The organism is Amycolatopsis xylanica, from assembly GCF_900107045.1.
GTDB lineage: Bacteria > Actinomycetota > Actinomycetes > Mycobacteriales > Pseudonocardiaceae > Amycolatopsis > Amycolatopsis xylanica.
Map to the genome: position 1 here is coordinate 784,254 of NZ_FNON01000004.1, position 25,703 is coordinate 809,956.

General features: G+C 69.3%; 19 protein-coding genes. 10 read left to right on the plus strand and 9 right to left on the minus strand.

The features are described 5' to 3' along the window. Nucleotides 1-8 precede the first annotated feature (8 nt). The 3 genes from BLV57_RS22515 to BLV57_RS22525 form a co-directional block, all read right to left on the minus strand. Nucleotides 9-617 (minus strand): ClpP family protease, encoded by a 609-nt coding sequence (locus tag BLV57_RS22515; RefSeq protein ID WP_091291729.1) that lies wholly within the window; start codon nt 615-617, stop codon nt 9-11. A gap of 137 nt (nt 618-754) precedes the next feature. Further along, nucleotides 755-2,134 carry a trigger factor gene (tig, locus tag BLV57_RS22520; protein WP_091291730.1) on the minus strand — a complete coding sequence of 460 codons (1,380 nt, stop codon included), beginning with the start codon at nt 2,132-2,134 and terminating at the stop codon, nt 755-757. Between the two features lie 117 nt (nt 2,135-2,251). Beyond that, complete coding sequence (locus BLV57_RS22525; RefSeq protein ID WP_091291731.1) at nt 2,252-2,812, minus strand: TetR/AcrR family transcriptional regulator; 561 nt, start codon at nt 2,810-2,812, stop codon at nt 2,252-2,254. 149 nt (nt 2,813-2,961) lie between these two features. On the opposite strand from BLV57_RS22525, the gene BLV57_RS22530 reads away from it, so the two are divergent. The 7 genes from BLV57_RS22530 to BLV57_RS22560 all read left to right on the plus strand — a co-directional run bounded on the left by BLV57_RS22530 (nt 2,962) and on the right by BLV57_RS22560 (nt 13,107). Further along, nucleotides 2,962-4,725 carry a fatty acid desaturase gene (locus tag BLV57_RS22530; protein ID WP_091291732.1) on the plus strand — a complete coding sequence of 588 codons (1,764 nt, stop codon included), beginning with the start codon at nt 2,962-2,964 and terminating at the stop codon, nt 4,723-4,725. A gap of 323 nt (nt 4,726-5,048) precedes the next feature. Then, nucleotides 5,049-5,867: a transglutaminase-like domain-containing protein gene (locus BLV57_RS22535; RefSeq protein WP_091291733.1), complete on the plus strand. Its 819-nt coding sequence runs from the start codon at nt 5,049-5,051 to the stop codon at nt 5,865-5,867. A 64-nt stretch (nt 5,868-5,931) separates the two neighbouring features. Further along, the gene (locus BLV57_RS22540; protein ID WP_091291734.1) at nt 5,932-7,368 is read left to right on the plus strand and encodes a sensor histidine kinase; all 1,437 of its coding nucleotides are present in this window, start codon (nt 5,932-5,934) and stop codon (nt 7,366-7,368) included. A 10-nt stretch (nt 7,369-7,378) separates the two neighbouring features. Beyond that, nucleotides 7,379-9,202: an ArnT family glycosyltransferase gene (locus BLV57_RS22545; RefSeq protein WP_091291735.1), complete on the plus strand. Its 1,824-nt coding sequence runs from the start codon at nt 7,379-7,381 to the stop codon at nt 9,200-9,202. Nucleotides 9,203-9,264: 62 nt separating this feature from the next. After that, complete coding sequence (locus BLV57_RS22550; protein WP_091291736.1) at nt 9,265-10,512, plus strand: bifunctional glycosyltransferase family 2/GtrA family protein; 1,248 nt, start codon at nt 9,265-9,267, stop codon at nt 10,510-10,512. Nucleotide 10,513: 1 nt separating this feature from the next. Continuing rightward, nucleotides 10,514-12,343, plus strand: coding sequence for a glycosyltransferase family 39 protein (locus BLV57_RS22555; RefSeq protein WP_091291738.1), 1,830 nt, complete (start codon nt 10,514-10,516; stop codon nt 12,341-12,343). Nucleotides 12,344-12,408: 65 nt separating this feature from the next. Further along, a complete protein-coding gene (locus BLV57_RS22560; RefSeq protein ID WP_091291740.1) occupies nt 12,409-13,107 on the plus strand; it encodes a PP2C family protein-serine/threonine phosphatase in 699 nt (232 codons plus the stop codon). Here the strand turns inward: BLV57_RS22560 and BLV57_RS22565 are convergent. The 4 genes from BLV57_RS22565 to BLV57_RS22580 form a co-directional block, all read right to left on the minus strand. Next, complete coding sequence (locus tag BLV57_RS22565; protein ID WP_091291742.1) at nt 13,075-14,250, minus strand: MFS transporter; 1,176 nt, start codon at nt 14,248-14,250, stop codon at nt 13,075-13,077. The two genes, BLV57_RS22560 and BLV57_RS22565, sit on opposite strands and share 33 nt — an antisense overlap. 316 nt (nt 14,251-14,566) lie before the next feature. Next, nucleotides 14,567-15,415, minus strand: coding sequence for an SAM-dependent methyltransferase (locus BLV57_RS22570; RefSeq protein WP_245757455.1), 849 nt, complete (start codon nt 15,413-15,415; stop codon nt 14,567-14,569). Nucleotides 15,416-15,498: 83 nt separating this feature from the next. Then, a complete protein-coding gene (locus BLV57_RS22575) occupies nt 15,499-17,829 on the minus strand; it encodes a GH92 family glycosyl hydrolase (protein WP_091291744.1) in 2,331 nt (776 codons plus the stop codon). Between the two features lie 93 nt (nt 17,830-17,922). Further along, nucleotides 17,923-19,365 carry an amidohydrolase gene (locus BLV57_RS22580; protein ID WP_091291746.1) on the minus strand — a complete coding sequence of 481 codons (1,443 nt, stop codon included), beginning with the start codon at nt 19,363-19,365 and terminating at the stop codon, nt 17,923-17,925. A gap of 122 nt (nt 19,366-19,487) precedes the next feature. On the opposite strand from BLV57_RS22580, the gene BLV57_RS43380 reads away from it, so the two are divergent. Next, nucleotides 19,488-19,649 carry a hypothetical protein gene (locus BLV57_RS43380; RefSeq protein ID WP_176968747.1) on the plus strand — a complete coding sequence of 54 codons (162 nt, stop codon included), beginning with the start codon at nt 19,488-19,490 and terminating at the stop codon, nt 19,647-19,649. Nucleotides 19,650-19,897: 248 nt separating this feature from the next. Next, nucleotides 19,898-23,122 (plus strand): S8 family serine peptidase, encoded by a 3,225-nt coding sequence (locus BLV57_RS22585; RefSeq protein WP_091291750.1) that lies wholly within the window; start codon nt 19,898-19,900, stop codon nt 23,120-23,122. Nucleotides 23,123-23,182: 60 nt separating this feature from the next. Here the strand turns inward: BLV57_RS22585 and BLV57_RS22590 are convergent, their stop codons facing one another. Both BLV57_RS22590 and BLV57_RS22595 read right to left on the minus strand, forming a co-directional pair. Beyond that, nucleotides 23,183-23,386, minus strand: a complete 204-nt coding sequence (locus BLV57_RS22590) for a hypothetical protein (protein WP_091291752.1) — start codon at nt 23,384-23,386, stop codon at nt 23,183-23,185. Beyond that, nucleotides 23,383-24,465, minus strand: a complete 1,083-nt coding sequence (locus BLV57_RS22595; protein WP_091291755.1) for an ROK family transcriptional regulator — start codon at nt 24,463-24,465, stop codon at nt 23,383-23,385. Before BLV57_RS22595 ends, BLV57_RS22590 begins: the two co-directional genes overlap by 4 nt. A 73-nt stretch (nt 24,466-24,538) precedes the next feature. Here BLV57_RS22595 and xylA point away from each other — a divergent pair, with 73 nt between their 5' ends. Next, nucleotides 24,539-25,687 carry a xylose isomerase gene (gene xylA / locus BLV57_RS22600; RefSeq protein WP_091291756.1) on the plus strand — a complete coding sequence of 383 codons (1,149 nt, stop codon included), beginning with the start codon at nt 24,539-24,541 and terminating at the stop codon, nt 25,685-25,687. The last annotated feature ends 16 nt before the right edge of the window (nt 25,688-25,703 follow it).

The following is a 25,703-nucleotide window of genomic DNA, read 5'->3' on the forward strand; positions in this document are numbered from 1 at the left end:
GCGTCCGGTCAGTTACCCGCGGCAGGGTTTGTCAGGTCGCGGGTGAGGACGTGGTCCACGAAGCCGTAATCCTTGGCCTCCTGGGCGGTGAACCAGCGGTCGCGGTCACCGTCCTTGACGATCTGCTCGACCGTCTGCCCGGTCTGCTCCGCGGTGATCCTGGCGAGCTCCTGCTTCCACTTGCCGAACACCTCGGCCTGGATCGCGATGTCCGACGCGGTGCCGCCGACACCGGCCGACGGCTGGTGCATCAGGATGCGCGCGTGGGGCAGCGAGTAGCGCTTGCCGGGGGTGCCCGAAGAGAGCAAGAACTGACCCATCGAGGCCGCCAGGCCCATCGCGTAGGTGGCGACGTCCGGCTTGATCAGCTGCATCGTGTCGTAGATGGCGAAACCGGCGGTCACCGAGCCACCCGGCGAGTTGATGTAGAAGCGGATGTCCGACTCGGAGTCGTCGGCGTCGAGCAGCAGGAGCTGCGCGGTGATCCGGTTGGCGACCTCGTCGTTGACCTCGGAGCCGAGGACCACGATGCGCTCCTGGAGCAACCGCTCGAACACCGAGTCGGTCAGGTTGAGCCCGGCGGTGCTCGACCGCGCCTCGGGCATGTGCTGCGTCACGTCTGCCTGCCTTTTCGCCGCTGGCGGCCCTCGTGGGGGCCGCCGCTTCGTTCTGGGAGATCTGAGGATCTTGCAACCGACCCTAACGAACTTGGGCGGTGCAGAATGCCTGACACCGCCCAAGTTCGCTCAGAGCTTTAGCTTTCGCTGGTGGCGGAAGCCTCTTCGGTGACCTGCGCCTCACCCGAAGGGGTCTCGTCGGCGCCGAACAGCTCGTTGAGGTCCACCGACGCGCCGGAGCCGTCGACGATCGCGGCCTTGCGGACGACCGAGGCCAGCGCCTTGCCGCGGCGGACGTCGGCGAAGATCGCGGACAGCTGGCCGGACTGCTGGGCACGCTGGACGTACTCGTCCGGGCTGATGCCGAAGCGCTGGGCCTGGTAGATGATCCGCTCGGTGAGCTCGCCGTCGTTGACCGAGGTCTTCTCGTTGTCGGCGATGGTGTCCAGCAGCAGCTGCGTGCGGACGGCCTTCTCCGACTCCTCGCGGACGTCGGCGTCGAACTCCTCGACGGTCTTGCCCTCGGCCTCGAGCGCCTGCGCGAACGCGGCCTCGTCGTGGTCGAACTGGTGGATCGCGTCGTGCTTGCGGTTCTCGATCTCGCCCTCGAGTACCTTCTCCGGGATCGGGACCTCGGTGCGCTCGAGCAGCAGCTCGAGGACCTTGTCGCGAGCCTGGACGCCCTGCTGCATCTTCTTGACGCGGGACAGGCGGGTGCGCAGGTCGGACTTGAGCTCGTCGATGGTGTCGAACTCGCTCGCCAGCTGGGCGAACTCGTCGTCGGCCTCGGGCAGCTCGCGCTGCTTCACGGTCTGGACGACGACGGTGACCTCGGCGTCCTTGCCCGCGTGCTCACCGGCGACCAGCTGGGTGGTGAAGGTCTTGGTCTCGCCGGCGGTGGCGCCGATGATGGCGTCGTCGATGCCATCGACGAGCTGGCCGGAGCCGATCTCGTAGGACAGGCCGGTGGTCGAGGCCTCCTCGACGTCCTGGCCGTCGACGGTGGCGGAGAGGTCGATCGAGACGAAGTCGCCGTTCTCGGCGGGGCGCTCGACGCCGGTCAGCGTGCCGAAGCGGGCGCGCAGCTCGTCGAGCTGCTCGTCGACCTCGGCGTCGGTCAGGTCGACGTCGTCGACGCTGATCTCGACACCGGCCAGGTCGGGCACCTCGATGTCGGGGCGCACGTCGACCTCGGCGGTGAACTCGAGCACGACCTTGTCCTCGAGCTTCGTCACGTCGAACTCGGGCTGGCCCAGCGTGCGGACCTCGCCCGCGCGCACCGCCTCCATGTACTTGGCGGGGATGACCTCGTTGACGACCTCATCGAGCACCGGGGCGCGACCGATCCGGCTTTCCAGGACACGAGCGGGGGCCTTGCCGGGACGGAAACCCGGGATCCGGACCTGCTGGGCGATCTTGCGGTAGGCGCGCTCGAAGTTCGGTTTGAGCTCGTCGAACGGCACCTCGACATTGATCTTCACTCGCGTCGGGCTGACCTGCTCGACGGTGCTCTTCAACGTATTCTCCTCGAGCCGAGATGGTGTGATTGAACATTCCTGCTTGGATGTCCCCTGGTCACGTGCTGACCGGGCCGTCCGAGTCTAGGCCAGCGGGTTGTGAGCCCTTTTCACGGGTCAGGCCCGCAGCATGCGGCCGATCACCCAGCGCATCTGCTCGGTGGCGTGCGGGATGGACATCGCGGGCTGCACGAGGTGGCTCAGCAGCAGCCGGACGAACGCCTCGACGGCCATGGCCCACTCGGCCTCGCCGAGTTCCACCTCGGGGTAGAGCCGGATGAGCACCGGCGCGACGGCGCTGACACTGCGGGCGAGCACCGGGTCGGACTGGGTGGTGAGTAGCGGGAGCAGCTCGTCACCACCGCCGTGGCCGCCGGCGAGCACCGATTTCAGCAACGGATTGTCGCGGGCCGCCTCCAGTGTGTATTGGAATGCGGCGGTGACGCCTTCGACGGCGTCGTCCGGATAGCCGGAAAGCGTTTGCGCGACGCCGACGGCGAATCCGTCGGTTTCCCGGAGCATGAGAGCTTCGGCGAGTTCCGATTTCGATCCCAGTTCTTTATAAACGGTCTGCCTGCTGACGCCGACGCGCGCGGCGACCTTGCCCATGGTGACGCTGGCCCAGCCATCCGCGCAGGTCAGCTCGGCCGCGGCGGTGAGCAGTCGTTCACGCAGCATCGCCCGCACGGTTTTGGTGAATCGGGGACCTGGCTCCACAACTCGAAGTTTACATTGTGATCAAGTTTGTTGGTGAAGTTTACAACCGGGGACCCATTGTCTACGGTGGCAAAACTTGCAGCGGGTTGTCGACCTCAGGAGTCCGCTCGATGGCCTTGGTGAATGTTCCCCGGACGAATAGGGGAACTGGGGAATCACTGGCTCGCGGGGTGCCGAACCCCCGTATTCAGCTGCCCGCTGTCGCCAGCCCGACAGTGCTGCTCTTCCTGGGAGCGCTCCTGGTCTGGGCGGGCGCGACCTGGCTGGTGCTCGCCAACGCGGCGCCGCTGTGGGTGACGATCCCCGCGCACACCGTGGTCTCGTTCACCATGTTCACCGTGCTGCACGAGTCGGCACACCACTCGGCAGGCCGGTTCACGGTGGTGAACGAGGTGCTGGGCAGGCTGTCCATGGTGTTCGTCGCCGTGTACGGGTCGTTCCCGATGCTGCGGTTCATCCACCTGGAGCACCACCGCAACACCAACGAGGATTCCCGCACCGACCCGGACGCCTGGACCTCACAGGGCAGCTGGTGGTCGCTCCCGTTCCGCTGGCTCACGATCGACGCCTGGTACGTCCGCTTCTACAACGCCCGCGTCACCTCCCGCCCGCCCGCCGAGCAGCTCGAGACGTTCGCGGTGCTGCTGACGGCGCTGGCGGGCTTCGGCGGGCTGATCGCGACCGGCTGGGGCTGGGAACTGCTGGTGATCTACCTGATCCCGCAGCGCATCGGGCTGGCGCTGCTCGCCTGGTGGTTCGACTGGCTCCCCCACCACGGCCTCGGCGCGACCCGCAGGCAGAACCGCTTCGGCCTGGCCCGCGTGCGCGTCGGCCTGGAATGGCTGATGACCCCGCTGATGCTGTACCAGAACTATCACCTGGTGCACCATCTCCACCCCGCGCTCCCGTTCTACCGCTACCTGCGCGCGTGGAACACGAACCGCGAGGCCTACCTGGCGCACAACGTGCCGATCACGACGGCATGGGGCCGTGACCTGTCCGCCGAGGAGTACCGGCAATGGCGCCGGCTGACCGGTTCCCTGACCGACACCGCCGAGAAACCCGCCGAGCCAAGTTCGCAGGATTTCTTCCCGCTGACAGTGTCCGAAGTGCGCCAGTTGAGCGCCGACACGGTCGCGGTTTCCTTTGCCGTGCCTGATGAATTGCGGGAGACGTTCGCGGGTAAGCCTGGCCAGCACGTGACGATCCAAGCCGTGATCGAGGGACTGACCGTCCAGCGCACCTACGCGATCTGCCCCGGCGAAGGCCTCCGCGTGGCTATCAAGCACGTCGGCGGCGGGGTCTTCTCGACGTACGCCAACACCTCGCTGCGCGCGGGCGCCACCCTCGAGGTCCAGCCCCCGTCGGGCGGATTCGTGCTGGGCTCACCGGCACGCCGCGCGCCGCGTTACGTCGCGGTGGCCGCGGGCATCGGCATCGCGCCGGTGCTGCCGGTGATCGCCGACGCACTGTCCACTCAGGACAATTGCAGGGTGACGCTGCTGTACGTCAACCGCTCGGGTTCGTCGACGCTGTTCGCCGACGAGCTCACCGCGCTGGCCCGCCGCTTCGAGGGCCGTCTCCATGTCGTGCACTACCGGACCGACGAGCGCGACCCCGACCTGCACACCACGCGCCCCATGCGGCGGCTGGATCCGATCGGTGAGGCGCTGGCGATCTCGCATGAGCGCTACCAGCGCGGGCAGCTGGACGGAACGCGCTTCCGTGCCCTGCTGCAGGGCCGCCTGCACCCGGCCAAGGTGGACGACTGGTTCCTGTGCGCGCCGCCCCGGCTGGTGGAGATGATCAGGGGAACGTTGGCGGACAACGAAGTTCCGGCCGAAGCCGTGCACATCGAGTCGTTCCGCGCCTAGGGCTCGGGATAAAGCGGGCTTTATCCCGGACGCGCCTGAGATGGCTTGCGCGAATGGTAACTCTGCTGCATCTAACGGAGCGAAGTTACCACTCGCGCGGGCTTTTCGTACCTTGAACGAGGGGTTTCCCTGCCGCGTTGGGTGCGGCAGAGGTTTGCTCGGCCAGGGGCGAGTGGACTGAGGGGGAAATGCGTCGTTCAACGCCTCAAATCCCCCTCAGTCAAGCTGCTTGTCTTGTGCGCTGACGGGTCGTGAGTGTTGCGGCCGGTTAGAACCGGCCGCAACACTCACGACCCAGGTTCCAAAACGCTAGGGTCGGCCGTATGGCAGCGGTCATCGACTACGTGTCCCCCGGCCCCTTCACCGACCTCGCGGGCGTCGACGCGGCGGCGCTCGAGCCGGTCCCGGCCGATCCGCTGGGCATCTGCCTGCCAGTGCACGGCCTGGTCATCCAGCCGACGGACGCGCAGCCGCTCGGGCTGGACGCCGAGCGGTTCGACGAGAACCAGATCCGGCCTGCCGGGGAGCTGCTCCGCCGGTTGCTCGCGCTGGATCCGGCGCCGGTGACCACCGCGCGCGAGCCGGGGAAGCGCGTTGTCGGGACGTGCCGTCACTTCTCCTTGCTGAGTTGCGCGTTCCTCCGCCACCGCGGGATCGCCGCGCGGGTCCGGTGTGGCTTCGGTACTTACTTCGAGCAGGGGCGAGGGCTCGACCACTGGATCACCGAGTATCACGACGGCACACGCTGGGTCCGCGTCGACACCGAGCACCTCGGGAACGACCTGCCCGCCACGCTGTCCGACTTGCGGCCCGGCGAGTTCCTCACCGGCGGCGAGGCGTGGGCCGCGTACCGGCGTGGCGAGATCGATGCCGCCAAATTCGGTGTGCCCGGCACCGAGAACTGGGGGCCGGCCGAGATCCAGGGCAACGCCGTGCGCGATCTCGCCGCGCTGAACAACGTCGAGATGCTGCCGTGGGACGAGTGGGGCCGGATGACCGAGGCCTATGACGGCAAGACCGGCGCGGACTACGACGTCTTGCTCGACGAAGTCGCCAGGGTGTGCGCCGAGGACGAGCCCGCGGCCGTCAGCGCGCTCTACAAGCATCAGGACCTGCGCGTGCCGGAGAAGCTGATCAGCTGAGGCGCACAGCGGTCTCACAGGTCGCGCACAACGGGCCCATACCCGCCGGTCGCAGCATGGACGCATGAAGAGCAGGCCGTTGCGCGCGAAACTCATCGCGTCGACCGTGGGCCTGCTCGCGCTCGTCTGCCTGGTCATCGGTGTGGTCAGCGAACTCGCGCTGCGCGGGTTCCTGCTCGACCAGATCGACCATCAGCTCGACGCCGCCGCGCATCGGGCCATGCACGGACCCGCGCCGCTCGACGCGCCCGGACAGGCGGCCGGGACGCTGAATCTCACGGTCCACGGCGGATACGTGGGGACCGCCGGGCTGATTTCACCTACCGGGCAACAGGAACTGCTCGACACGACGCAGCAGGCCGCGCTGCTCGGGCTCCCGCTCGACGGCCGTCCCTACACCCGGACGCTCGACGAGCTCGGCGACTACCGGCTGATCGCGCTGCCGACCATGGACGGGGTCACGATCACCGGGCTGCCGTTGGCGCCGGTACAGGACACGCTGTGGACCGTCGGGCTGATCCTGTTCGGTGTCGCCTTGGCGGGCGTCGTCGCCGCCGGGTTCGCGGGCGCCTACGCGATCCGGCGGACGCTGCGGCCGCTCGACCGGGTCGCGGCGACCGCGAGCCGGGTCGCCGAGCTGCCGCTGGACCGCGGCGATGTCGTGCTGTCCATCCGGGTGCCCGAGATCGACACCGATCCGCGCACCGAGGTCGGCCAGGTCGGCTCGGCGCTGAACCTCATGCTCGGGCACATCGGCCACGCGCTCGCCGCGCGGCAGGCCAGTGAGCAGCGGGTGCGGCAGTTCGTCGCGGACGCCAGCCATGAGCTGCGCACGCCGCTCGCCGCGATCCGCGGGTACGCCGAGCTGACCCGCCGCGGCACCGACCAGGTGCCGCCCCAGGTCGCGCACGCCATGTCCCGCATCGAGTCCGAGGCCGCGCGGATGACCACGCTCGTCGAGGATCTGCTCCTGCTCGCCAGGATCGACGCGGGCAAGCCGCTCGAAGTCGGTGAGGTGGACCTTTCGCGCCTGGTGGCCGACGCGGTCAGCGACGCGCATGTCGCCGGGCCGGAGCACATCTGGCGGCTGCGGCTGGCCGACGAGCCGGTGATCGTCTACGGCGATCCGCTGCGGCTGCACCAGATCCTGGCGAACCTGCTGTCCAACGGCCGCGTGCACACCCCGCCCGGCACGACCGTCACCACGTCGCTGACCCGCTCCGCCGACGGCAGCGCCGTGCTCACGGTCACCGATGACGGCCCCGGTATCGACCGCGAGCTGCTGCCGACGGTGTTCGAGCGGTTCGCGCGCGGCGACCAGTCACGGTCACGCGTGGCGGGCAGCACGGGGCTGGGCATGGCGATCGTCGCGGCCGTGGTGATCGCGCATCGCGGCACGGTCGGGGTGACGAGCAGGCCGGGCCGCACGGAATTCGAAGTCCGGCTGCCCACACAGGTTTCCCACAGCGTCGCCACAAGCCTGCCCCAGGCGCGTTCGTGACGCTGAGCGCATGACCGCTCTCGCCGAACCCGAAACCGACATCGCGAGCAAGCCACCCACTCCTCCGCGCACCTGGCACCGCCCCGCGTTCTTCTCGCTCCTCGGCTTGACGGCCATCCTCTATCTCTGGGACCTCAGCGCGTCCGGCTGGGCGAACGCGTTCTACTCGGCCGCCTCGCAGGCGGGCGCCGAGAGCTGGAAGGCCTGGTTCTTCGGCTCCAGTGACGCGGCGAACGCGATCACCGTCGACAAGACGCCTGCCGCGTTGTGGGTGACCGGGCTTTCGGCCCGGCTTTTCGGCGTCAACGCCTGGAGCATGCTCGTGCCGCAGGCGCTCATGGGCGTCGGCTCGGTCGCGCTGCTTCACGCGGCGGTGAAACGGGTTTCGGGGCCGACGGCGGCGTTGCTCGCGGGCATCGTGCTCGCGCTGACACCGGCCGCGGCGCTGATGTTCCGCTTCAACAACCCCGACGCGCTGCTGGTGCTGCTGCTCGTCGCGAGCGCCTACTGCGTCACGCGCGCGCTGGAGAAGGCAAGCCCGCGCTGGCTCGCACTCGCCGGGGTCGCGGTCGGTTTCGGGTTCCTGGCGAAGATGTTGCAGGCGTTCCTGGTGCTCCCCGCGTTCGGTCTCGCTTACCTGATCGCCGCACCGGCAACGCTGGGCAAGCGGCTGCTGCACCTGACCGGCGCGCTGGCCGCGATGATCGTCTCGGCGGGCTGGTATCTCTTGGTCGTCGCGCTGTGGCCGGTGAACGACCGGCCGTACATCGGCGGCTCGCAGGACAACAGCCTCACCGAACTCGTGCTGGGGTACAACGGTTTGGGCCGGATCACCGGCGACGAGACCGGCAGTGTCGGCCCGAGCAGCTGGGGCTTCACCGGCTGGAGCAGGCTCTTCGGCGACGAGATGGCAGGCGGCATCGCCTGGCTGCTGCCCGCAGCGCTGATCGCGCTCGGCGCCGGGCTGTGGTTCACCCGGCGAGCGCGCCGGACCGATCCCGGCCGCGCTTCGCTCGTGCTCTGGGGCGGCTGGCTGCTCGTCACCGCCGCGACGTTCAGCTACATGAGCGGCATCATCCACCCGTACTACACGATCGCGCTGGCGCCGGCGATCGCCGCGCTCGTCGGCATCGGCGCGACCCAGCTGTGGCGCCGCCGTGACGACATGCTGTCGTCCGCGTTGCTCGCGAGCGGGGTCGCGCTGACGGCGTTGACGGCCTATCTCTTGATCGCAAGGCAGTCAGGCTGGCTGCCGTGGCTGGGCCCGGTCGTGCTGTTCGGTGGGCTCGCCGCGGCCGTGCTCATTCTCTTCACCGGCCAGCTTCCCCTTGCCGCGCAACGAGGTGTGGCCGTGCTCGCCCTGGCGGTCACGCTGCCCGGGACCGGTGCGTTCACCGTCGCGACGGCCGCGTCGCCACACACCGGCGCGATCCCGTCGGCGGGTCCGGCCAACGACCGTGGCATGCGAGGCGGGCCCGGCGGCCTGCTCGGCACGTCACTACCCGGCGAGAATCTCACCGCATTGCTCAAAAAGGACAGTGCGCGTTACACCTGGGCGGCCGCGACCGTCGGCTCCAACAACGCGGCCGGGTTCCAGCTCGGCTCCGGCCTGCCGGTGATGGCGATCGGCGGGTTCAACGGGACCGATGCCTATCCCACGCTCGCGCAGTTCCAGCAGTACGTCCGAAGTGGACAGATCCATTACTTCCTCGGCGAGGGCATGAACATGCGTGCGAACAGCGGAAGTGATGTGGCACAACAGATCGCCGACTGGGTGGCCGCGAACTTCAGCGCGACCACCGTCGACGACGTGACCGTCTACGACCTGTCATGAAGCACAGCGAGCGCACAGGTCAGGCACACGGTGACCAAAGCGGGGCCGCCGAAGCTGAAGCCATGACAGCCCTCCCGCAGACCAGCCGCCGTCCCGACCCGGTGCACACGGTGGGCACCGTGCTCGACGTCGTGATCCCCGTGCACAACGAGGAGACCGACCTGGAGCCGTGCATCCGCCGCCTGCACGCCCACCTCGACGGCCACTTCCCCTACCCGTTCCGGATCACGATCGCCGACAACGCGAGCACCGACGCGACACTGCCCGTCGCCGAACGCCTCGCCCGCGAGTTCGACGAGGTGGAAGTCCGGCATCTGGACGAGAAAGGCCGCGGCCGCGCGCTGCGCACCGTCTGGTCCACTTCGGACGCCGCGGTGCTCGCGTACATGGATGTCGACCTGTCGACGGATCTCGCGGCGTTCGGCCCGCTCGTCGCCCCGCTCATCTCCGGGCACTCGGACCTCGCCATCGGCAGCAGGCTCGCACGGGGTGCGCGAGTGGTGCGCGGGCCGAAGCGCGAGTTCATTTCCCGCTGCTACAACCTGATCCTGCGTGGCACGCTCGCCGCCCGGTTCAGCGACGCGCAGTGCGGGTTCAAGGCGATCCGCGCCGACGTCGCCGAGCGGCTGCTCCCCCATGTCCAGGACACCGGCTGGTTCTTCGACACCGAACTGCTCGTGCTGGCGCAGCGGTCCGGGCTGCGGATCCACGAGGTCCCGGTCGACTGGGTGGACGATCCCGAGTCCTCTGTGGACATCGTCGCGACCGCCAAGGCCGACCTCAAAGGCATCGCCAGGCTCACCAAGGCGACCATGACCGGCCAGGTGCCGATCAGCAGGCTGCGCGAACAGCTCGGAAGGGACCCGATCGACGTGCGCACCCCCGGTGTCTCCCCGAGCCTGGCCAACCAGCTGGTCCGGTTCGCGGCCGTCGGCGTGCTCAGCACGCTGGCCTACCTCGCGCTTTTCCTGCTGCTGCGCACTTTCACCGGCGCGCAGGCCTCGAACCTGGTGGCGCTGCTGGTCACCGCGGTCGGCAACACCGCGCTCAACCGGCGGCTCACCTTCGGCATCCGCGGCAAGCGGGGCGCGGGCAGGCACCAGTTCGAAGGCCTGATCGTGTTCGGCCTCGGGCTCGGCCTGACCAGCGGCTCGCTCGCCTTGCTCCACGCGCTCGCCCAGCCGGGGCTGGCGCTCGAACTCTCCGCGCTGGTGGCGGCGAACCTCGCCGCGACCGTGCTGCGGTTCCTGCTGCTGCGCGGCTGGGTGTTCAACCCCCGCCGCCAAACCGTTCCCGCCGAGGAGAACTGAGATGACCGCCGTGCTCGACGTGCCGAAGGCCGACCCCGTGGCCGCGACCCCGTCCCCGCCGCGCTGGGTGCGCCCGGCCGTCTTCGGGCTGCTGGCCGCGACGGCCGCGCTGTACCTGTGGAACCTCACCGCTTCCGGCTACGGCAACGGTTTCTACGCCGCCGCCGTGCAGGCGGGCACGCAGAGCTGGAAGGCGTGGCTGTTCGGCTCACTCGACGCGGGCAACGTGGTCACCGTCGACAAGCCGCCCGCCGCGATGTGGGTGACCGTGGCGTTCGCGCGGATCTTCGGCTTCTCCAGTTTCACCGTGCTGGCACCGCAGGCGTTGATGGGCGTGGCTTCGGTCGGCGTGCTGTACGCGACCGTGAAGCGCACGTCCGGCCCGGTCGCCGGGCTCTTCGCGGGCGCCGGGCTGGCACTGACCCCGGTGGCGGCGTTGATGTTCCGCTTCAACAACCCGGACGCGCTGCTCACCCTGCTGCTGATCGTCGGCGCCTACTGCGTGGTGCGGTCGCTGGAGAAGGCGAGCGCGCGCTGGCTGGCGTTCGCCGGTGTCGCGATCGGGTTCGCCTTCCTGACCAAGATGATGCAGGCGTTCCTGGTGCTGCCCGCGTTCGGGCTCGTCTACCTGATCGCGGCGCCGACGACGCTGCGCAAGCGGATCCTGCACCTGCTGGGCGCGCTCGGCGCGATGATCGTCTCGGCGGGCTGGTACATCGCGCTGGTCGACCTGTGGCCCGCGTCGAGCCGTCCCTACATCGGCGGGTCGACGAACAACAGCCTGCTCGAACTCGCCTTGGGCTACAACGGACTCAGCCGCATCCTCGGCAACGAAGGCGGCGGACCCGGCGGTGGTGGTGGCCCCGGCGGGAACGGGAACATCGGCTTCGGTGGCTCGTCCGGGCTGGGCCGCATGTTCGGCGCCAGCTTCGGCACCGAGGTCTCCTGGCTGCTGCCCGCCGCGGTGATCGGCCTGATCGCGGGGCTCTGGTTCACCCGCCGCGCGCCACGAACCGACCGCACCCGCGCCGCGCTCATCCTGTGGGGCGGCTGGATGCTGGTCACCGGCCTGACGTTCAGCCTGATGAGCGGCATCGTGCACCCGTACTACGCGGTCGCGCTGGCGCCGTCGATCGTCGCGGTGGTCGCGATCTCGGGTCGCGCGCTCTGGCAGGGCCGTCGCAATATGTCGGCCCGCGTGGTGCTGGCGGGCATGGTCGCGGTGACGGCGGTCTGGGACTTCATCCTGCTCGACCGGACCGCGGACTGGCTGCCGATCCTGCGCTGGAGCCTGCTGGTGCTGGGTCTGCTGATGTCGACGTTCCTCGCGGTCGGCCTGCCACCCGTGCGCAGGCTCGTGACGATCGCGGCCACGGCGACCGTCTTGACTCTGGGACTGGGCACCGCCGCCTACGCCGTGGAAACCGCTTCGCTGGCACACAGCGGCTCGATTCCGACGTCGGGACCGAGTTCCGACGCCATGGGCGGCTTCGGCGGCGAGCGTCAGCAGTCGTCGAGCGAAGTGGCCGCGTTGCTGGCGTCGACGACCACGAAGTGGGCCGCGGCCACGAGCGGCGCGCAGTCGGCGGCCTCGCTGGAACTGGCCAGCGGCAAGGCCGTGATCGGCATCGGCGGCTGGAGCGGCGGTGACCCGGCGCCCACCCTCGACGAGTTCAAGCAGTATGTCGCGAACGGCGAGATCAAGTACTTCGTCACGGGTGAGGGCCGGATGGGCGGACGCGGCTCGACGGAGATCGCGGACTGGGTGGCGGACACCTTCAGCGCCACCACCGTGGGCGACGCCACGGTCTACACCCTGATCGATAACTGATCCACAGCATGATCTCAGCATTCGAGCGCATCCTGTAAATAAGCAACCGCGCGAAGGAGGCTCCCGTGAACTCCACTCCGATCTGGCACACCGCGAGCGAACGGGGCCCCCGCACGGTCAACGCCGACGCCGTCGGCGCCTTCGCCAGGCATGGCCACAGCGCCACCTTCGCGTTGGCCGACGGCGTCGGCGACTCACCCGCCGCCGCACGGGCGGCCCGCGTCGCCGCTTCGGCGGCCGCGCGGAGCCTGGAGGAGAACGGCCCGGTCGCCGCGATCCTCGCCGCGCAGGCGGCCGTCCGTGCGCTGGACGGCAAGGGCGACGCGGTGCTCGTCGTCGCCGTCCCGTTCGAGGGCGGCTACCAGGTGGCCTGGGTCGGCGACGTCCGCGCGTACGCGTGGGACGGCGTGCTCCTGCACCAGGTCACCCACGACCACACGCTCGCCCAGTACTTCCGCGACCACGGCCAGGAACCGGCGCCGCACATGGAGCACGTGGTCACCACCAGCGTCCGCACCGCGCGGCCGGACGAGATCGGCACGGCCGTGGCAGGCACCGGCGGCCTGGTGCTGACCAGCGACGGCGTCCACAAGCAACTCAGCCTCACCACCATGCGCGACGTGCTCGCCCGGCCGGAAGCCGGCGCGGCCGGGCTCGTCGAGACCGCGATCGGCGCCGGTGGCCGGGACAACGCGACCGCGCTCGTAGTCGAGCCGACCCGGCTGGCCGACTTACGGACGATTCCCATCGTGACCGCCGCTTAGCACCGGTTCCCGCACCCGCATGGCGGGCGCCAGGAAGAAGACGCACGCGGTGAGCACGACCGCGGACCCCAGCGCCCAGTGCAGCCCGATCCCGTTGGCGAGCGCGCCGACGATCACGGGTTCCACGAGAAAGCCCAAGTACCCGCAAGCCGCGACCGCGGCGACGGCCTGGCCCGGCGAGTCGGGCTGTTTCTTGCTCGCGACGCTCCACGCGATCGGCACGATGCCCGCGACGCCGAGCCCGACCACGGCGAACCCGATGATCGTCACGATCGGCGAGGCCGCCAGCAGCACCAGCGCGAAGCCCAGCACCGCGACGACCGTCACCGCCTGGATGAACCGCACGGTCCCGAAGCGCATGACGAGCCGGTCGGCGACCAGCCGGACGGCGATCATCGTGATGGAGAAGGCGAAGTAGCCCAGCGACGCGAGCGCGGGCACGGCCCCGGTGACGTCGGTGAGGTAGACGGCGCTCCAGCTGTTGACCGCGCCCTCGGCCACGAACCCGCAGAAGGCGATCACCCCCAGCGGGATCAGCGCCCGGCTCGGCAACGCGAACGCGGCCTCGCCCTGGCCGCGGTCGGCGCCGGTGAGGAACCGGGTCAGCGCGGCCCACAGCACGACCGCCAGCAGCACGGCGCCCGCGACGGAGAAGTGCACGGTCACCGGGACGTGCCAGGCTTCCATCAGGGCGTCGACGCCCGAGCCGGCGAGCCCGCCGATGTTCCAGAAGGCGTGGAACCCGGCGAAGATCGGACGGCCGTAGCCTTCCTCGACCCTGGCGGCGTGCGCGTTCATCGACACGTCGAGCACGCTGTTGCCGACCCCGAGCACCACCAGCGCGGCGACGAACACGGGCAGGCTCGGCGCGAACGCGACCAGCGGCAGGCCGCCACACAGCACGACGGCGCCGATCAGCACCCCGCCCCGGCTGCCGACCTTGGTGATCAGCGCGCCCGCGCCGAGCAGCGCGACCACGGACCCCATGGCGAGCCCGAACAGCCCGACAGCCAGTTGCCCGGTACTCAGCCCGAGTTGCGCCTGCACGGCGGGCACCCTGGCCAGCCACGTCGCGAACGCGGCCCCACACACCGCGAAGACGGTCGAAACGGCCCATCGGGCCTGTCGTAGATCCCCAGTCATGCCGCCAACCTACGGCCCCCGGGGTCGTGAGTGTTTTGACCGGTTAGAACCGGCCGTACCACTCACAACCCCCTGGGTCATGGCCCCAGGGCATCAGCTCGACGGCGATGGCTCCCTCACCCCGCCTGGCTGTATGAAGGCTCCCTTCATCCACGCCGGGCCGTATGAAGGGAGCCTTCATCACGTATAGCCACATGAAGGGAGCCTTCATACAGGCACAAGTGGATGAAGGGAGCCTTCATCCACCCGCCCGAGGGCTCAATGGGGTCGTGCGCGTTGCGGGCGGTTCTAACCGCCCGCAACGCGCACGAGTCCGTTAGGGCTTGCGGGCGACGCCGGCGAAGCCGCAGGAGGCGTTCGGGGTGAGCACCAGTTCCTCGGTCATCGGGGACTTGTCGTCGAGCCGCCACTCCGGGATCCAGACGACGCCGGGGTCGACCAGGTCGAAGCCGTCGAAGAGCGCCGTGAACTGGGCGCGGTCGCGGAAGAACACCGGCGACGCCGTGTTCCGGTACTGCTCCATCAGGATCGCCTGCTGCTTCCGCACATCCTCGGGCACGCCGTCGTTCGTGCCGTGGCTCGCGATGAGGTACGAGCCGCTCGGCAGGAGCGTCTTGTAGTACTCGAGCGAGCCTTCGGCGCCGGTCTCCGGCGGCATGAAGTGCAGCAGCGCGACCGTCAGCAGCGCGATCGGCCGGCGCGGGTCGAGCACGCCGGTCTCCATCGCCTGGTCCCAGAGGTTGGCGTGGTCGAGGAAGTCGGCTTGGATGGCCGCGTGCCTGGTCAGGTCGCCGTGCTGCTCGAGCAGGATCTTCGAGTGCGCGACGGCGACCGGCTCGTTGTCGACGTAGACGACACGGCTGTCCGGGTCGACCTCCTGGGCGACCTCGTGCACGTTGCCGACGGTCGGCACGCCGGAGCCGATGTCGAGGAACTGGTGGATGCCCTGCTCGGAGCAGTACCGCACGGCCCGGCGCAGGAATTCACGGTTGGTCTTGGCCAGCATGCGGGCCTGCGGGAACACCTTGAGCGCCATCGCGCCGAACTCGCGGTCGACCGCCCAGTTGGTGGTCCCGCCGATGAACCAGTCGTAGATCCGCGCGACGCTGGGGTGTTCGAGATCGACACCCTTCGGTGCGAAAAGCGGATCCGCAATGTCACTCAAGTTGCACTCCCCAACACACGTGCACGTGGATGGCCTCCACAGTACCGCTCCGGCAAGTCATTCACTCACCGGAGCCACCCGTTTCAGCCTCCCGCCACCAGCGATGGCGGGGCCGAAGCCGTGCCCCAGCCGTTGGGCTCCGACGTCAGGGTAAACCGCGTCGTGCCCGATTGGAGTAGTTCACGGTGATTGATCCACGAGTCTTTCACCTCGGTTCCGCCTGCCCGCACCGAGGCGATGTACTGGAACTTCGACGCGTCCGCGCCAGGCGCCTGGATGGCGAAGCGGCGCCCGCCCTCCGGGGTGATCTCGATCTTGGGGAACATCGGCGCGCTCAGCAGGTACTGCCCGGATCCCGGTGTCGCCTCGAAGATCCCGGCCATCGAGAACACCAGCCACGCGGAGATCGTGCCCAGATCGTCATTGCCCGGCATGCCGTACGGCGTGTCGGTGAACAGCGTCCGCGCGGCGCGCAGCACCGCCGAGGTCTTCCACGGCGCGCCGGTCCAGGCGTACATCCAGGGCGCGTGCAGGTCGGGCTCGTTGTTGGGGTTGAAGGCGAAGTTGTTGTGATAGTCGTACGCCCCATGAACCCATGAATCCTTGGCGGCCTTCGCGGGATCGGTCAGCAGCAGCTTCATGTCGAAGAACGTGTCGAGCCGCTTCTCCGCCTCGGCCGGGCCGCCCATCAGGCCGAACAGCTTCCGCGTGTCCTGCTGCGCGAGCCACTGGTACTGCCACGGCGTGCCCTCGTGGAAGCCGGTCGACTTCGCCGGGTCCGCTTCGCCGGCCCACGTGCCGTCGGCCGCGCGCGAGCGCGGGAAGCCGGTGAAGCCCTTGGACTGGGTGCCGGTGTCCCACAGCTTCGTGAAGTTCGAGCATCGCGAGGCCAGCGTCGCGGCCTTGTCGCGCTCGCCGAGTCCTTGTGCCATCAGGGAAAGCGAGCAGTCGGCCAGCGCGTACTCGAGTGTCGCCGAGCCTGCCTGCCTGGTGTCGCCGAAGGTGTAGCCGGGCACGTCGCGGTAGCCGATCCAGCCGTTCTGGACGTAACTCGGATTACCGTCGCGGCCGCGGAACTTCGACTGGTCGGCGGGCACCTCGTTCGCGTTGCGCCACAACGCGTCGAACAACGCGCGCGCCGTCCTGTCGTCGAGCAGGCCGCGCCGGTAGTTGTCGACCACCCACGGCGTCACCGGATCGCCGCTCATCACGTTCGTCTCGCCACCGGCCAGCGCCCAGCGGGGCACCCAGCCGCCGTCCTGGTAGATCTTGAGCACCGAACGCGTCATGTCCCCCGCGCGTTCCGGATGCAGCAGCGCGACGAGCTGATTCTGCGAGCGATACGTGTCCCACAGCGAGAACATCTGGTAGTACGGCCGGTCACTGGCATGGACCTTGTCGTCGAACCCGCGGTACTTGCCGTCCACATCGGACCCGACGGACGGGTGCAGCAGCGAGCGGTACAGCGCGCTGTAGTACGTGCGCTGGTCCTTTGTGGACCCACCGGCGACGCGCATGCGATTCAGCTCGTCACGCCAGGTCTTGTTCGCCTGAGACTTGGTCTTGTCGAAGGAGCCGGCCTCGGCGGCGCGGTTGAGCCGAGCACCGTCCACAGAGGTGTAGGAAAGCCCGACCGAGGCGCCGACCTGTTTGCCCTGCGACTGGTCGAACGTCAGCCACGCGCCGGTACGGCCACCGCTCAGCGACGCGTCGCGCGCCCCCGGCTTGAGCACGCCGCCGCTCCAGGTGCCGAACGACGCGAACGGCCGATCGAACTTGGCGCTGAAGAAGACCCGGTACCGCTCCTTTTCGGTCTCCCAGCAGAAGTTCCCGCCCTGCAACCAGCCTTCGACGGTGTCACCGCCGACGACCTTCACCTCACCCGCGTAGCTGTAGCCGTTGCTCTCGCCGACCTCGATCAGCACGTTCTCGCTCTGGCCCGCCGGGTAGGTGTAGCGGTGCTTCCCGGTGCGCTCGGTCGCGGTCAGCTCGGCGCGCACGTCGTACTTGTCGAGCTTGACCGAGTACTCCCCCGGCGCCTTGGACTCGTTGGCGTGACTGAACTTCGAGCCGTACTGCGCCGGGTTCGACGAGGTCACCGCGCCGGTGGTCGGCATGAACCGGATGTTGCCCATGGTCTGGCAGCCGACGCCGGACAGATGCGTGTGGCTGAAGCCGAGGATGGTGTCCTGCGCGTAGTCGTACGACGCGTACTTCTTGAGCTGCGTGTCCGGGCTCAGCTGCACCATCCCGAACGGCACGGTCGCGCCGGGGAACGTGGTCCCGTCGCCGTTGTTGCCGATCGAGGTGTCGACCAGCTCCGTCGGATCGGCCGGGAACCCGGGCCCCGCCTCGGCGGCGGGCGCCAGTGCGACCCCGAGCGTGACGGCCATCAACCCGGCCAACCAGCGCATGTGCGAACTCCTCTGACAACGTTGTCACAACCCCTGCCGAAGATCCTCTCCGACGCCCGGGATCTTCGTCAACCGACGATCGTCGCGCCCTTCTCAGGAGCGGAAGGTGACCTTGCCGCCCATGATCGTCGCGCGGATCGGCATCGCACGGAGATCAGCGCTCTCGGCCGGATCTTCGGCGGTGATCACCAGATCCGCGACATCGCCGGCGCGGACGCCGGACCGGCCGCGCGCGGCGGCGCTCAGCGTGTCCGCGAGCGGGATCGCCTGCTCGGGGTGCCACGCCGGGCGGTCGTCGTCGGTCCGGCTGACCGCCGACGCGATGCCGTCCCACGGGTCGAGCGGCGCGACCGGCGCGTCCGAGCCGATCTCCAGCCGCGCGCCCGCCGCGAGCAGCGCGCCGTAGGGAAACGCCCGCGCGGTACGGGAAGCCCAGTACCGGTCGGCCACGTCGCGGTCGTCCGGCTGCTGTGCGGGCTGGACGCTCGCGATCACGCCCAGCTCGGCGAAGCGGGCGAGGTCTTCGGCGCGCAGCAGCTGCGCGTGCTCGATGCGGCCGGGACAGCCGACCTCGGCGAACGCGTCGAGCGCGATCGTGTTGGCGTGGTCGCCGATCGCGTGCACCGCGGGCGAGATCCCGTTCTCCCAAGCCTTTCGTAACAGTGGCACGAGTTCGGCGGGTGGCGTTTCGAGCAGCCCGAACGACGGCGAGCCCGGATACGGGTCGTGGCAATAGGCCGTGCGCGTGTTGAGCGAACCGTCCACGAACACCTTGAGCGGGCCGACGGTGAGCAGCCCGCCCGAATCCGGCACGACATCGCCGGTGCGCAGGCCCCGCGAGATCGCCAGATCTAGCGCGAACCTCGCGATCACGCAGTCGACCCGGATGGGCGGCGGCGTGGCCGCGAGCCTGCGCGTCCAGTCGGCGATCGTGTCGGTGTACTCGTAGTCGGCGATCCCGGTGACGCCGCGCGCGGCCGCGGCTTCGAGCGCCTCGGCGACCCAGCGGTCCTGGGTCTCGCGGGACGCGACCGGGAGTTCGGCGGTCGCGCTCATGCAGTCGTTCTCCAGCAGCACCCCGGTCGGATGCTGCTCACGGCCGACCAGTTTCAGCGCGGCCGGGCTCAGCCACAGCGCGTGGAGATCGCCGCTGAACAACGCGACCGGCTGACCCGGCAGCGCGCGCTCGAGCAAATCCTTGTGCGGGACGTCCGGCCAGAGGCCGTCGCGGAACCCGGCGCCGGTGACCAGCTCACCCGGCCCGCACGGGTGCGCGGCGACGAGGTCGACGGCCTCGGCGGCCGAACGCGCGCCCTCGAGCGGAATCCGCCGCCGGGCGGCGGCCCACTGGACGGTGTGGACATGCGCGTCGACGAGCCCGGGCAGCAGGGTGCCGCCGTCGGCGTCGAGCACTTCCGCGGCCCCCGCGGGCTCCCCCGGCGGGGTGATCGCGACGACGCGATCCCCGGACAGCCGGACGTCGGCCAGGTCGCCACCGACACCCCGGCGGACGCCACGCAACAACAACTCGCTCATGGAAACCACCCTGCCAGACCTCCACTCGGCGGCAGACGCTTCGAGCGCATTCGAAGTGCTTGGTCCGCGGTCACTACGCGGTGAGACTGAGTGAACGACCTTGGTGACATCTGGGGGCTGCCGTGACCATTCGCATCACCGTCGCATCCCCGCCCGGCCATGATCCGGGCGTGGTGCGGACGGCGGCGAAACACGGGTGGGCCGCACTCGGCACGAGGGGCACCGATCAGCGCGGATTCACCCGCAGGCTCCGGCTGGCCATCAAGCGGCGAGCGGAGTCCTGAGTGTTGCCAACGGGAAGAGCCGTCGGCACACTCACAATTTCGAATGCGCATTGAAACTCGCATATATCGATTCGATCACCGTTACCGAATAACGGTAACGGATCTTCTCCGGGAATTCCGCAACGTGTTACTCCATTCAGCTCACACCGAATGGCCGAATTGCACAGAACAGTGACAACCGCTTATTGCGGTCTGCCGATTCCGGATATCTACTGCTCGGGCATGTCCATGAACGAGAGGCCGGAACAGTGAATTCACGCTGGAGAAGGCGAGCAGGCATCACCGTGCTCGCCACCGCGTTGAGCGCTTCCACCCTTGGCGCCGCGCCGAGTGCGTTCGCTCAGGAGGCGCCACCGAGCAGCCCGACGGCCGGTGCGTCGAACGGGAGCGAGCTCGACACGCACGACAAGGAACTGGTCGCCGAAGCCGAAAAGGCCGGTAAGCCGGATGTCACGCTGCTGATCGCGGCGGAGCGCGGCAAGGCCGAGGTAGCGGCGAACGAGTTGCGCGCGCTGGGCGGTGTCGTGCAGTCCAACGACACGAAGCTCGATTACCTCAAGGTGACCGTGCCGGTGAAGCAGGCCGAGAAGGCCGCCAAGCTCGGCAGCATCAACGCGGTCGACGTCGACGGCCTGATCAAGCTCGACGACCCGCGGCCCGACGGGGCGTCCGACCCGCTGCCGCAGCCGGCCCCCGGCAAGAACACCCCGCGCGTGAACCCGTACATGCCGACCGGTGACACCTACGCCGCGCAGTTCGGCCAGGTGCTCCCCGGCTGGGACGGCAAGGGCACCACGGTCGCGGTGCTCGACTCCGGCGTCGACCTGGAGAACCCGGCGCTGCAGACCACCAGCCACGGCGAGAAGAAGATCGTCGACTGGTACAACGCCAACTCCCCCACCTCGGGCGACGGCACCTGGGTCAAGCAGTCCACGCAGACCTACACCGGCACCTTCACCGCGAACGGCCGCACCTGGACCGCGCCCGCCGGTGGCCCCTACACCCTCGGCACGCTCGCCGAGACCGCGGGCGACCTGGGCGGCGCGGGCAGCGAGACCGGCGGTGACCTCAACCGCGACGGCGACCGCACCGACACCTGGGGCATCCTGCTCGACACCGTGACCAAGCAGGTCCGCGTCGACCTGAACCAGAACGGTGACTTCACCGACGACAAGGCGATGGCCGACTACAAGGTCGCCAACGACTTCGGCTTCTTCGGCACCGACAACCCGGCCACCGACGTCGTCGAGAAGATGGCGTTCGTCGTGCAGACCGACCACGACGGCTACGTCAACATCGGCATCGCCGGTGCGGCGCACGGCTCGCACGTCGCGGGCATCGCCACCGGCCACGACCTGTTCGGCGGCAAGATGCAGGGCGCGGCGCCCGGCGCGAAGGTGCTGGCCGTCAAGGTCTGCCTGACCACCTCGTCGTGCACCTCGTCCGGCCTGATCGACGGTGTCATCTACGCCGCCAAGAACGGCGCGGACGTCGTCAACATCTCCATCGGCGGCCTGCCGGCGCTCAACGACGGCAACAACGCGCGTGCGGAGCTCTACAACCGCACGATCGCCGAGTACAACATGCAGCTGTTCATCTCGGCCGGTAACAGCGGCCCCGGCGGCAACTCGGTCGGCGACCCGTCCGTGGCCACCGACGCGGTCAGCGTGGGCTCCTACATCACCAAGGAGACCTGGCTGTCCAACTACGGCTCGAAGACCGCGCAGGCCGAGTCGCTGCACCCGTTCTCCTCGCGTGGACCGGCCGAGGACGGTGGCTTCAAGCCCGACATCATCGCGCCGGGTTCGGCCATCTCGACCATCCCGCGCTGGCAGGCGCCCGGCCCGCTGCCCGGCACGTACACCCTGCCCGCCGGGTACGCGATGTTCAACGGCACGTCGATGGCCGCCCCGCAGGCGACCGGCGCCGCCGCGCTGCTGGTGAGCGCGTACAAGGCCACGCACAACGGCCAGCGTCCCGCGGTCGCGCAGCTGCGCTCGGCGATCAAGTCGACCGCCCGCTACGTCAACGGGATCGGCGCCTACGCGCAGGGCGCGGGCCTGTTCAACGTGCCCGCGGCGTTCATCGCGCTGCAGCTGAACCCGAAGCCGGACACCGTCGCCACCTCGGTCGAGGTGCACACCGTCCTCAGTGGACTGCTGAAGACGCCGAACACCGGTGTCGGCATCCACGACCGCGAGGGCGTCGTGGCAGGCAAGTCGTTCACCCGCACCTACACGCTGAAGCGGACCACCGGTTCGGCGAACCCGGTGCCGTACTTCGTCAGCTGGGTCGGCAACGACGGCACCTTCTCCTCGGGCAACCACGTCCAGCTGCCGCTGAACACCGAGGTGAAGTTCGACGTCAAGGTGAACCCGGCGACCGCGGGTGTGCACTCAGCGCTGCTGCGCCTGGACAACCCGTTCACCATCGGCATCGACGTGCAGACGATGAACGCGGTGTTCGCGGCCCAGGACTTCGAGGCCGCGAAGGGTTACAAGATCGACAACTCCGGCAAGGCGGCGCGCAATCAGGCGCAGAGCTTCTTCGTGCGGGTGCCCAAGGGCGCCAGCGCGCTGAAGATCGACCTCGCCGGTGGCGGCGCTGAGAAGGGCAAGGGCCAGGTCCGCTTCCTGCGCTACGACCCGACCGGTGTGCCGCTCGACGTGACCTCGTCGACGAACTGCTACAACCCCGACGCGGGCGCGGGCTGCTCCGGCGGCACGGCGACCAGCCGCACGGTGGCGAACCCGCTGCCGGGTGTCTGGGAGATCACCGTCGAGGCCAGGCGTACGTCCGATGTGGACAACGCGCCGTTCACCGTCAGCGCTTCGGTGCTGGGCACGGCCATCTCGCCGAACCCGGATGACATCGCCTCGGCGACCGTCGGCACGCCGCTGGCGCGCAGCTACACGGTGACGAACACGCTCGGCGCGTTCACCGGGAAGCTGACCGGCGGCGCGCTGGGCAGCACCTCGATCCAGAAGCCGACCATCGGCAACCTGGAGCAGAAGCAGTTCCCGATCACGGTGACCCCGGGCTCGACGTCGCTCACCGCGACGATCGGCAACACCTCGGACGTCGGCGCCGACCTGGACCTGCTGGTGTTCAACTGCACCACGGGCTCGTGCGTGCAGGCAGGCGCCAGCGCCGACGGTGACTCCGAGGAGTCGGTGACCATCGCGAACCCGGCCGCTGGCCAGTGGGTCGTGCTGATCGACGGCTTCGCGGTGCCTTCCGGCTCGACGACGTACGACTACCTCGACACGTTCGTCAACCCGGCGTTCGGGTCCGTCGCGGTGACGGACGCGGACGCGGCGCGTGCCTCCGGCAGCGCCTGGACCGTGCCCGGCGTGGTGACCGTCAACGCGGCGCCCGCCGCCGGCCGCATCCTGCGCGGTGTCCTGTCGGTCCGGACGTCCGAGAACGTCCAGGTCGGCACGGGCACGGTGCTCGTGAGGTCGGTCAGCTAGTGATAAAGCGGGCTTTATCCCGGGTGCTTTTCCCGGGATAAAGCCCGCTTTATCCCGTTCCTAGGGCTTGGGCTCGTCGCGCTGGATGTCCTCATCGACCTGAACATGAGTCACGGACTCCAGCGCGGCGAGCTCTTTTACTTTGGCCGCAGGGACTTCCGCTCTCGTGGCACCTAGCCGCGGCTCCACCGAAAGCACCCGGCCGCCCAGCGCGGCCACGGCCTCGGCGATGTCCGAGGTCGCCATGATCAGCACTGTCCTCATCGTCCACTCCGCAAGTAGGCACCGGGGTCCGTCAGCACGCGGTGGATCACGCGCCCGGCCGCGCCGAGCGTCGCGGCCTGCGCGCCCAGCCCGGACGCGGTCAGTGTCGGGACCGAGCCCCTGAGCTTGCCGAGCCGCTCGCGCAGTACCCGTGTGATGGGCTCGGACAGCTTCGGGAACAGCGGCGCGAAGATCCCGCCGAGCACGATCCGGTCGACGTCGAAGAGATTCACGGCCGACGCCAGCGCGACACCGAGCGCCTCACCGGCGACCAGCTCGTCGCCGAGAACTTCTTGTCCCGCATAGGTTTCCAGGCAGCCCCGGCCGCCACAGCGGCACGGCGGGCCGTCCGGTGACACGACGACGTGACCGAGTTCGCCCGCCAGCCCGTTCGGCCCCCGGAACAGCTCGCCGCCGACCACCAGTCCGGCGCCGATGCCGATTTCTCCTGACACGTAAAGGAAATCGCGCTCGCCGGCGCCGAACCACAGCTCACCGAGCGCGGCGAGGTTGGCCTCGTTGTCGAGTTCGACGGCGACCGGGAGGTCAAGCAGCTCGGCCGCGCGGACGTCCCGCCAGCCGAGGTTGGGGGCGCTGACCAGCAGCCCGGCGCCGACCGGGCCGGACAGCGCGAGCCCAGCGCCCGCGACGGTCAAGCCGAGACCCCGGGCTTCTTCGAGCACTTCGAGCGCCATGGTCCGGAGTTCGGCGAGCACGTCTTCGGGGCGCTCGCGGTTGTCACGTTCGCGGCGGACGTCCCGCCGGACCTCGCGCGTGAGATCGACCAGGCACACGGCCAGGTAGTCGACGTTGATCTCCAGCCCGAGCGCGGCGACCCGCGCGCCACTGAGCACGACGTCCACCCCGGGCCTGCCGCGCTCACCGGCGCGCGCGGGGCCGGACTCGGCGAGTATCCCGGCGTCGACCAGGTCACCGACCAGTTTGGACACCGTGCTCTTGGTCAGGCCGGTGAGCTCGGCAAGAGCGGCGCGGGTCAGCGGGCCGCGCCTGCTGACCTCGCCGAGCACGACTTCGAGGTTGCCGGCACGCATCGAGTCGTGCCGCACGGCCTGGGACATGGCACGCACCTTATTGACTCGGGCGGGTCGGCGTATTTAGTCTATAACGTGAACTAAATGGAAGGAAGCCAGCATGGACGCCTACGCCCCCACCCCGGCCGACAAGTTCACCTTCGGCCTGTGGACGGTCGGCTGGCAGGCGAGCGACCCCTTCGGCACGGCGACCCGCGCCCCGCTCGACCCGGTCGAGAGCGTGCACCGGCTGGCTGAGCTGGGCGCGTACGGCGTGACCTTCCACGACGACGACCTGCTCGCCACCGAGCCCGACCGCGACAAGGCCGTCCAGAAGTTCAAGGACGCGCTGGCCGCGACCGGCCTGCAGGTCCCGATGGCGACGACGAACCTCTTCACCCACCCCGTCTTCAAGGACGGCGGCCTCACCAGCAACGACCGCGACGTCCGCCGCTTCGCCCTCGCCAAGGTCCGCCGCAACCTCGACCTCGCCGCCGAATTAGGCGCCCGCACCTACGTCGTCTGGGGCGGCCGCGAAGGCGCCGAGTCCGACGCGGCGAAAGACGTCCGCGCGGCACTCGACCGCTACAAGGAAGGCCTCGACCTGCTCGCCGAGTACGTCGTCGAGAAGCGCTACGACATCCGATTCGCCTTGGAGCCCAAGCCGAACGAGCCCCGCGGCGACATCCTGCTCCCCACGATCGGCCACGCGCTGGCGTTCATCTCCCAGCTCGCGCGCCCATCGATGTTCGGCCTGAACCCGGAAGTCGGCCACGAGCAGATGGCCGGGCTCAACATGGTGCACGGCGTCGCGCAGGCACTGTGGCAGGGCAAGCTGTTCCACATCGACCTCAACGGCCAGCACGGTCCCAAGTACGACCAGGACCTCATCTTCGGCCACGGCGACCTGACCAGCGCCTTCTTCCTGGTCGACCTCCTCGAGCACGGCGGCTACGACGGTCCCCGCCACTTCGACTACAAGCCCCTGCGCACCGAGGACTCCTCGGACGTCTGGGAATCTGCGGCGGCCAACATGCGCACGTACCTCATCCTCCGCGCCAAAGCCCAAGCCTTCCGCGAAGACCGCGAAGTCGCCGAAGCACTGGCCGCCTCCCGCGTCCCCGACCTGGCGACCCCCACCCTCGCCCCCGGCGAAACCCTCGACTCCCTGCTCACCGACGACTTCGACCCGGCCGCCGCCGCTGCGCGCGGCTACCACTTCACCCGCCTGAACCAGCTCGCCCTGGAACACCTGCTCGGCATCCGCTGACCTGTTCAAAGCCCGA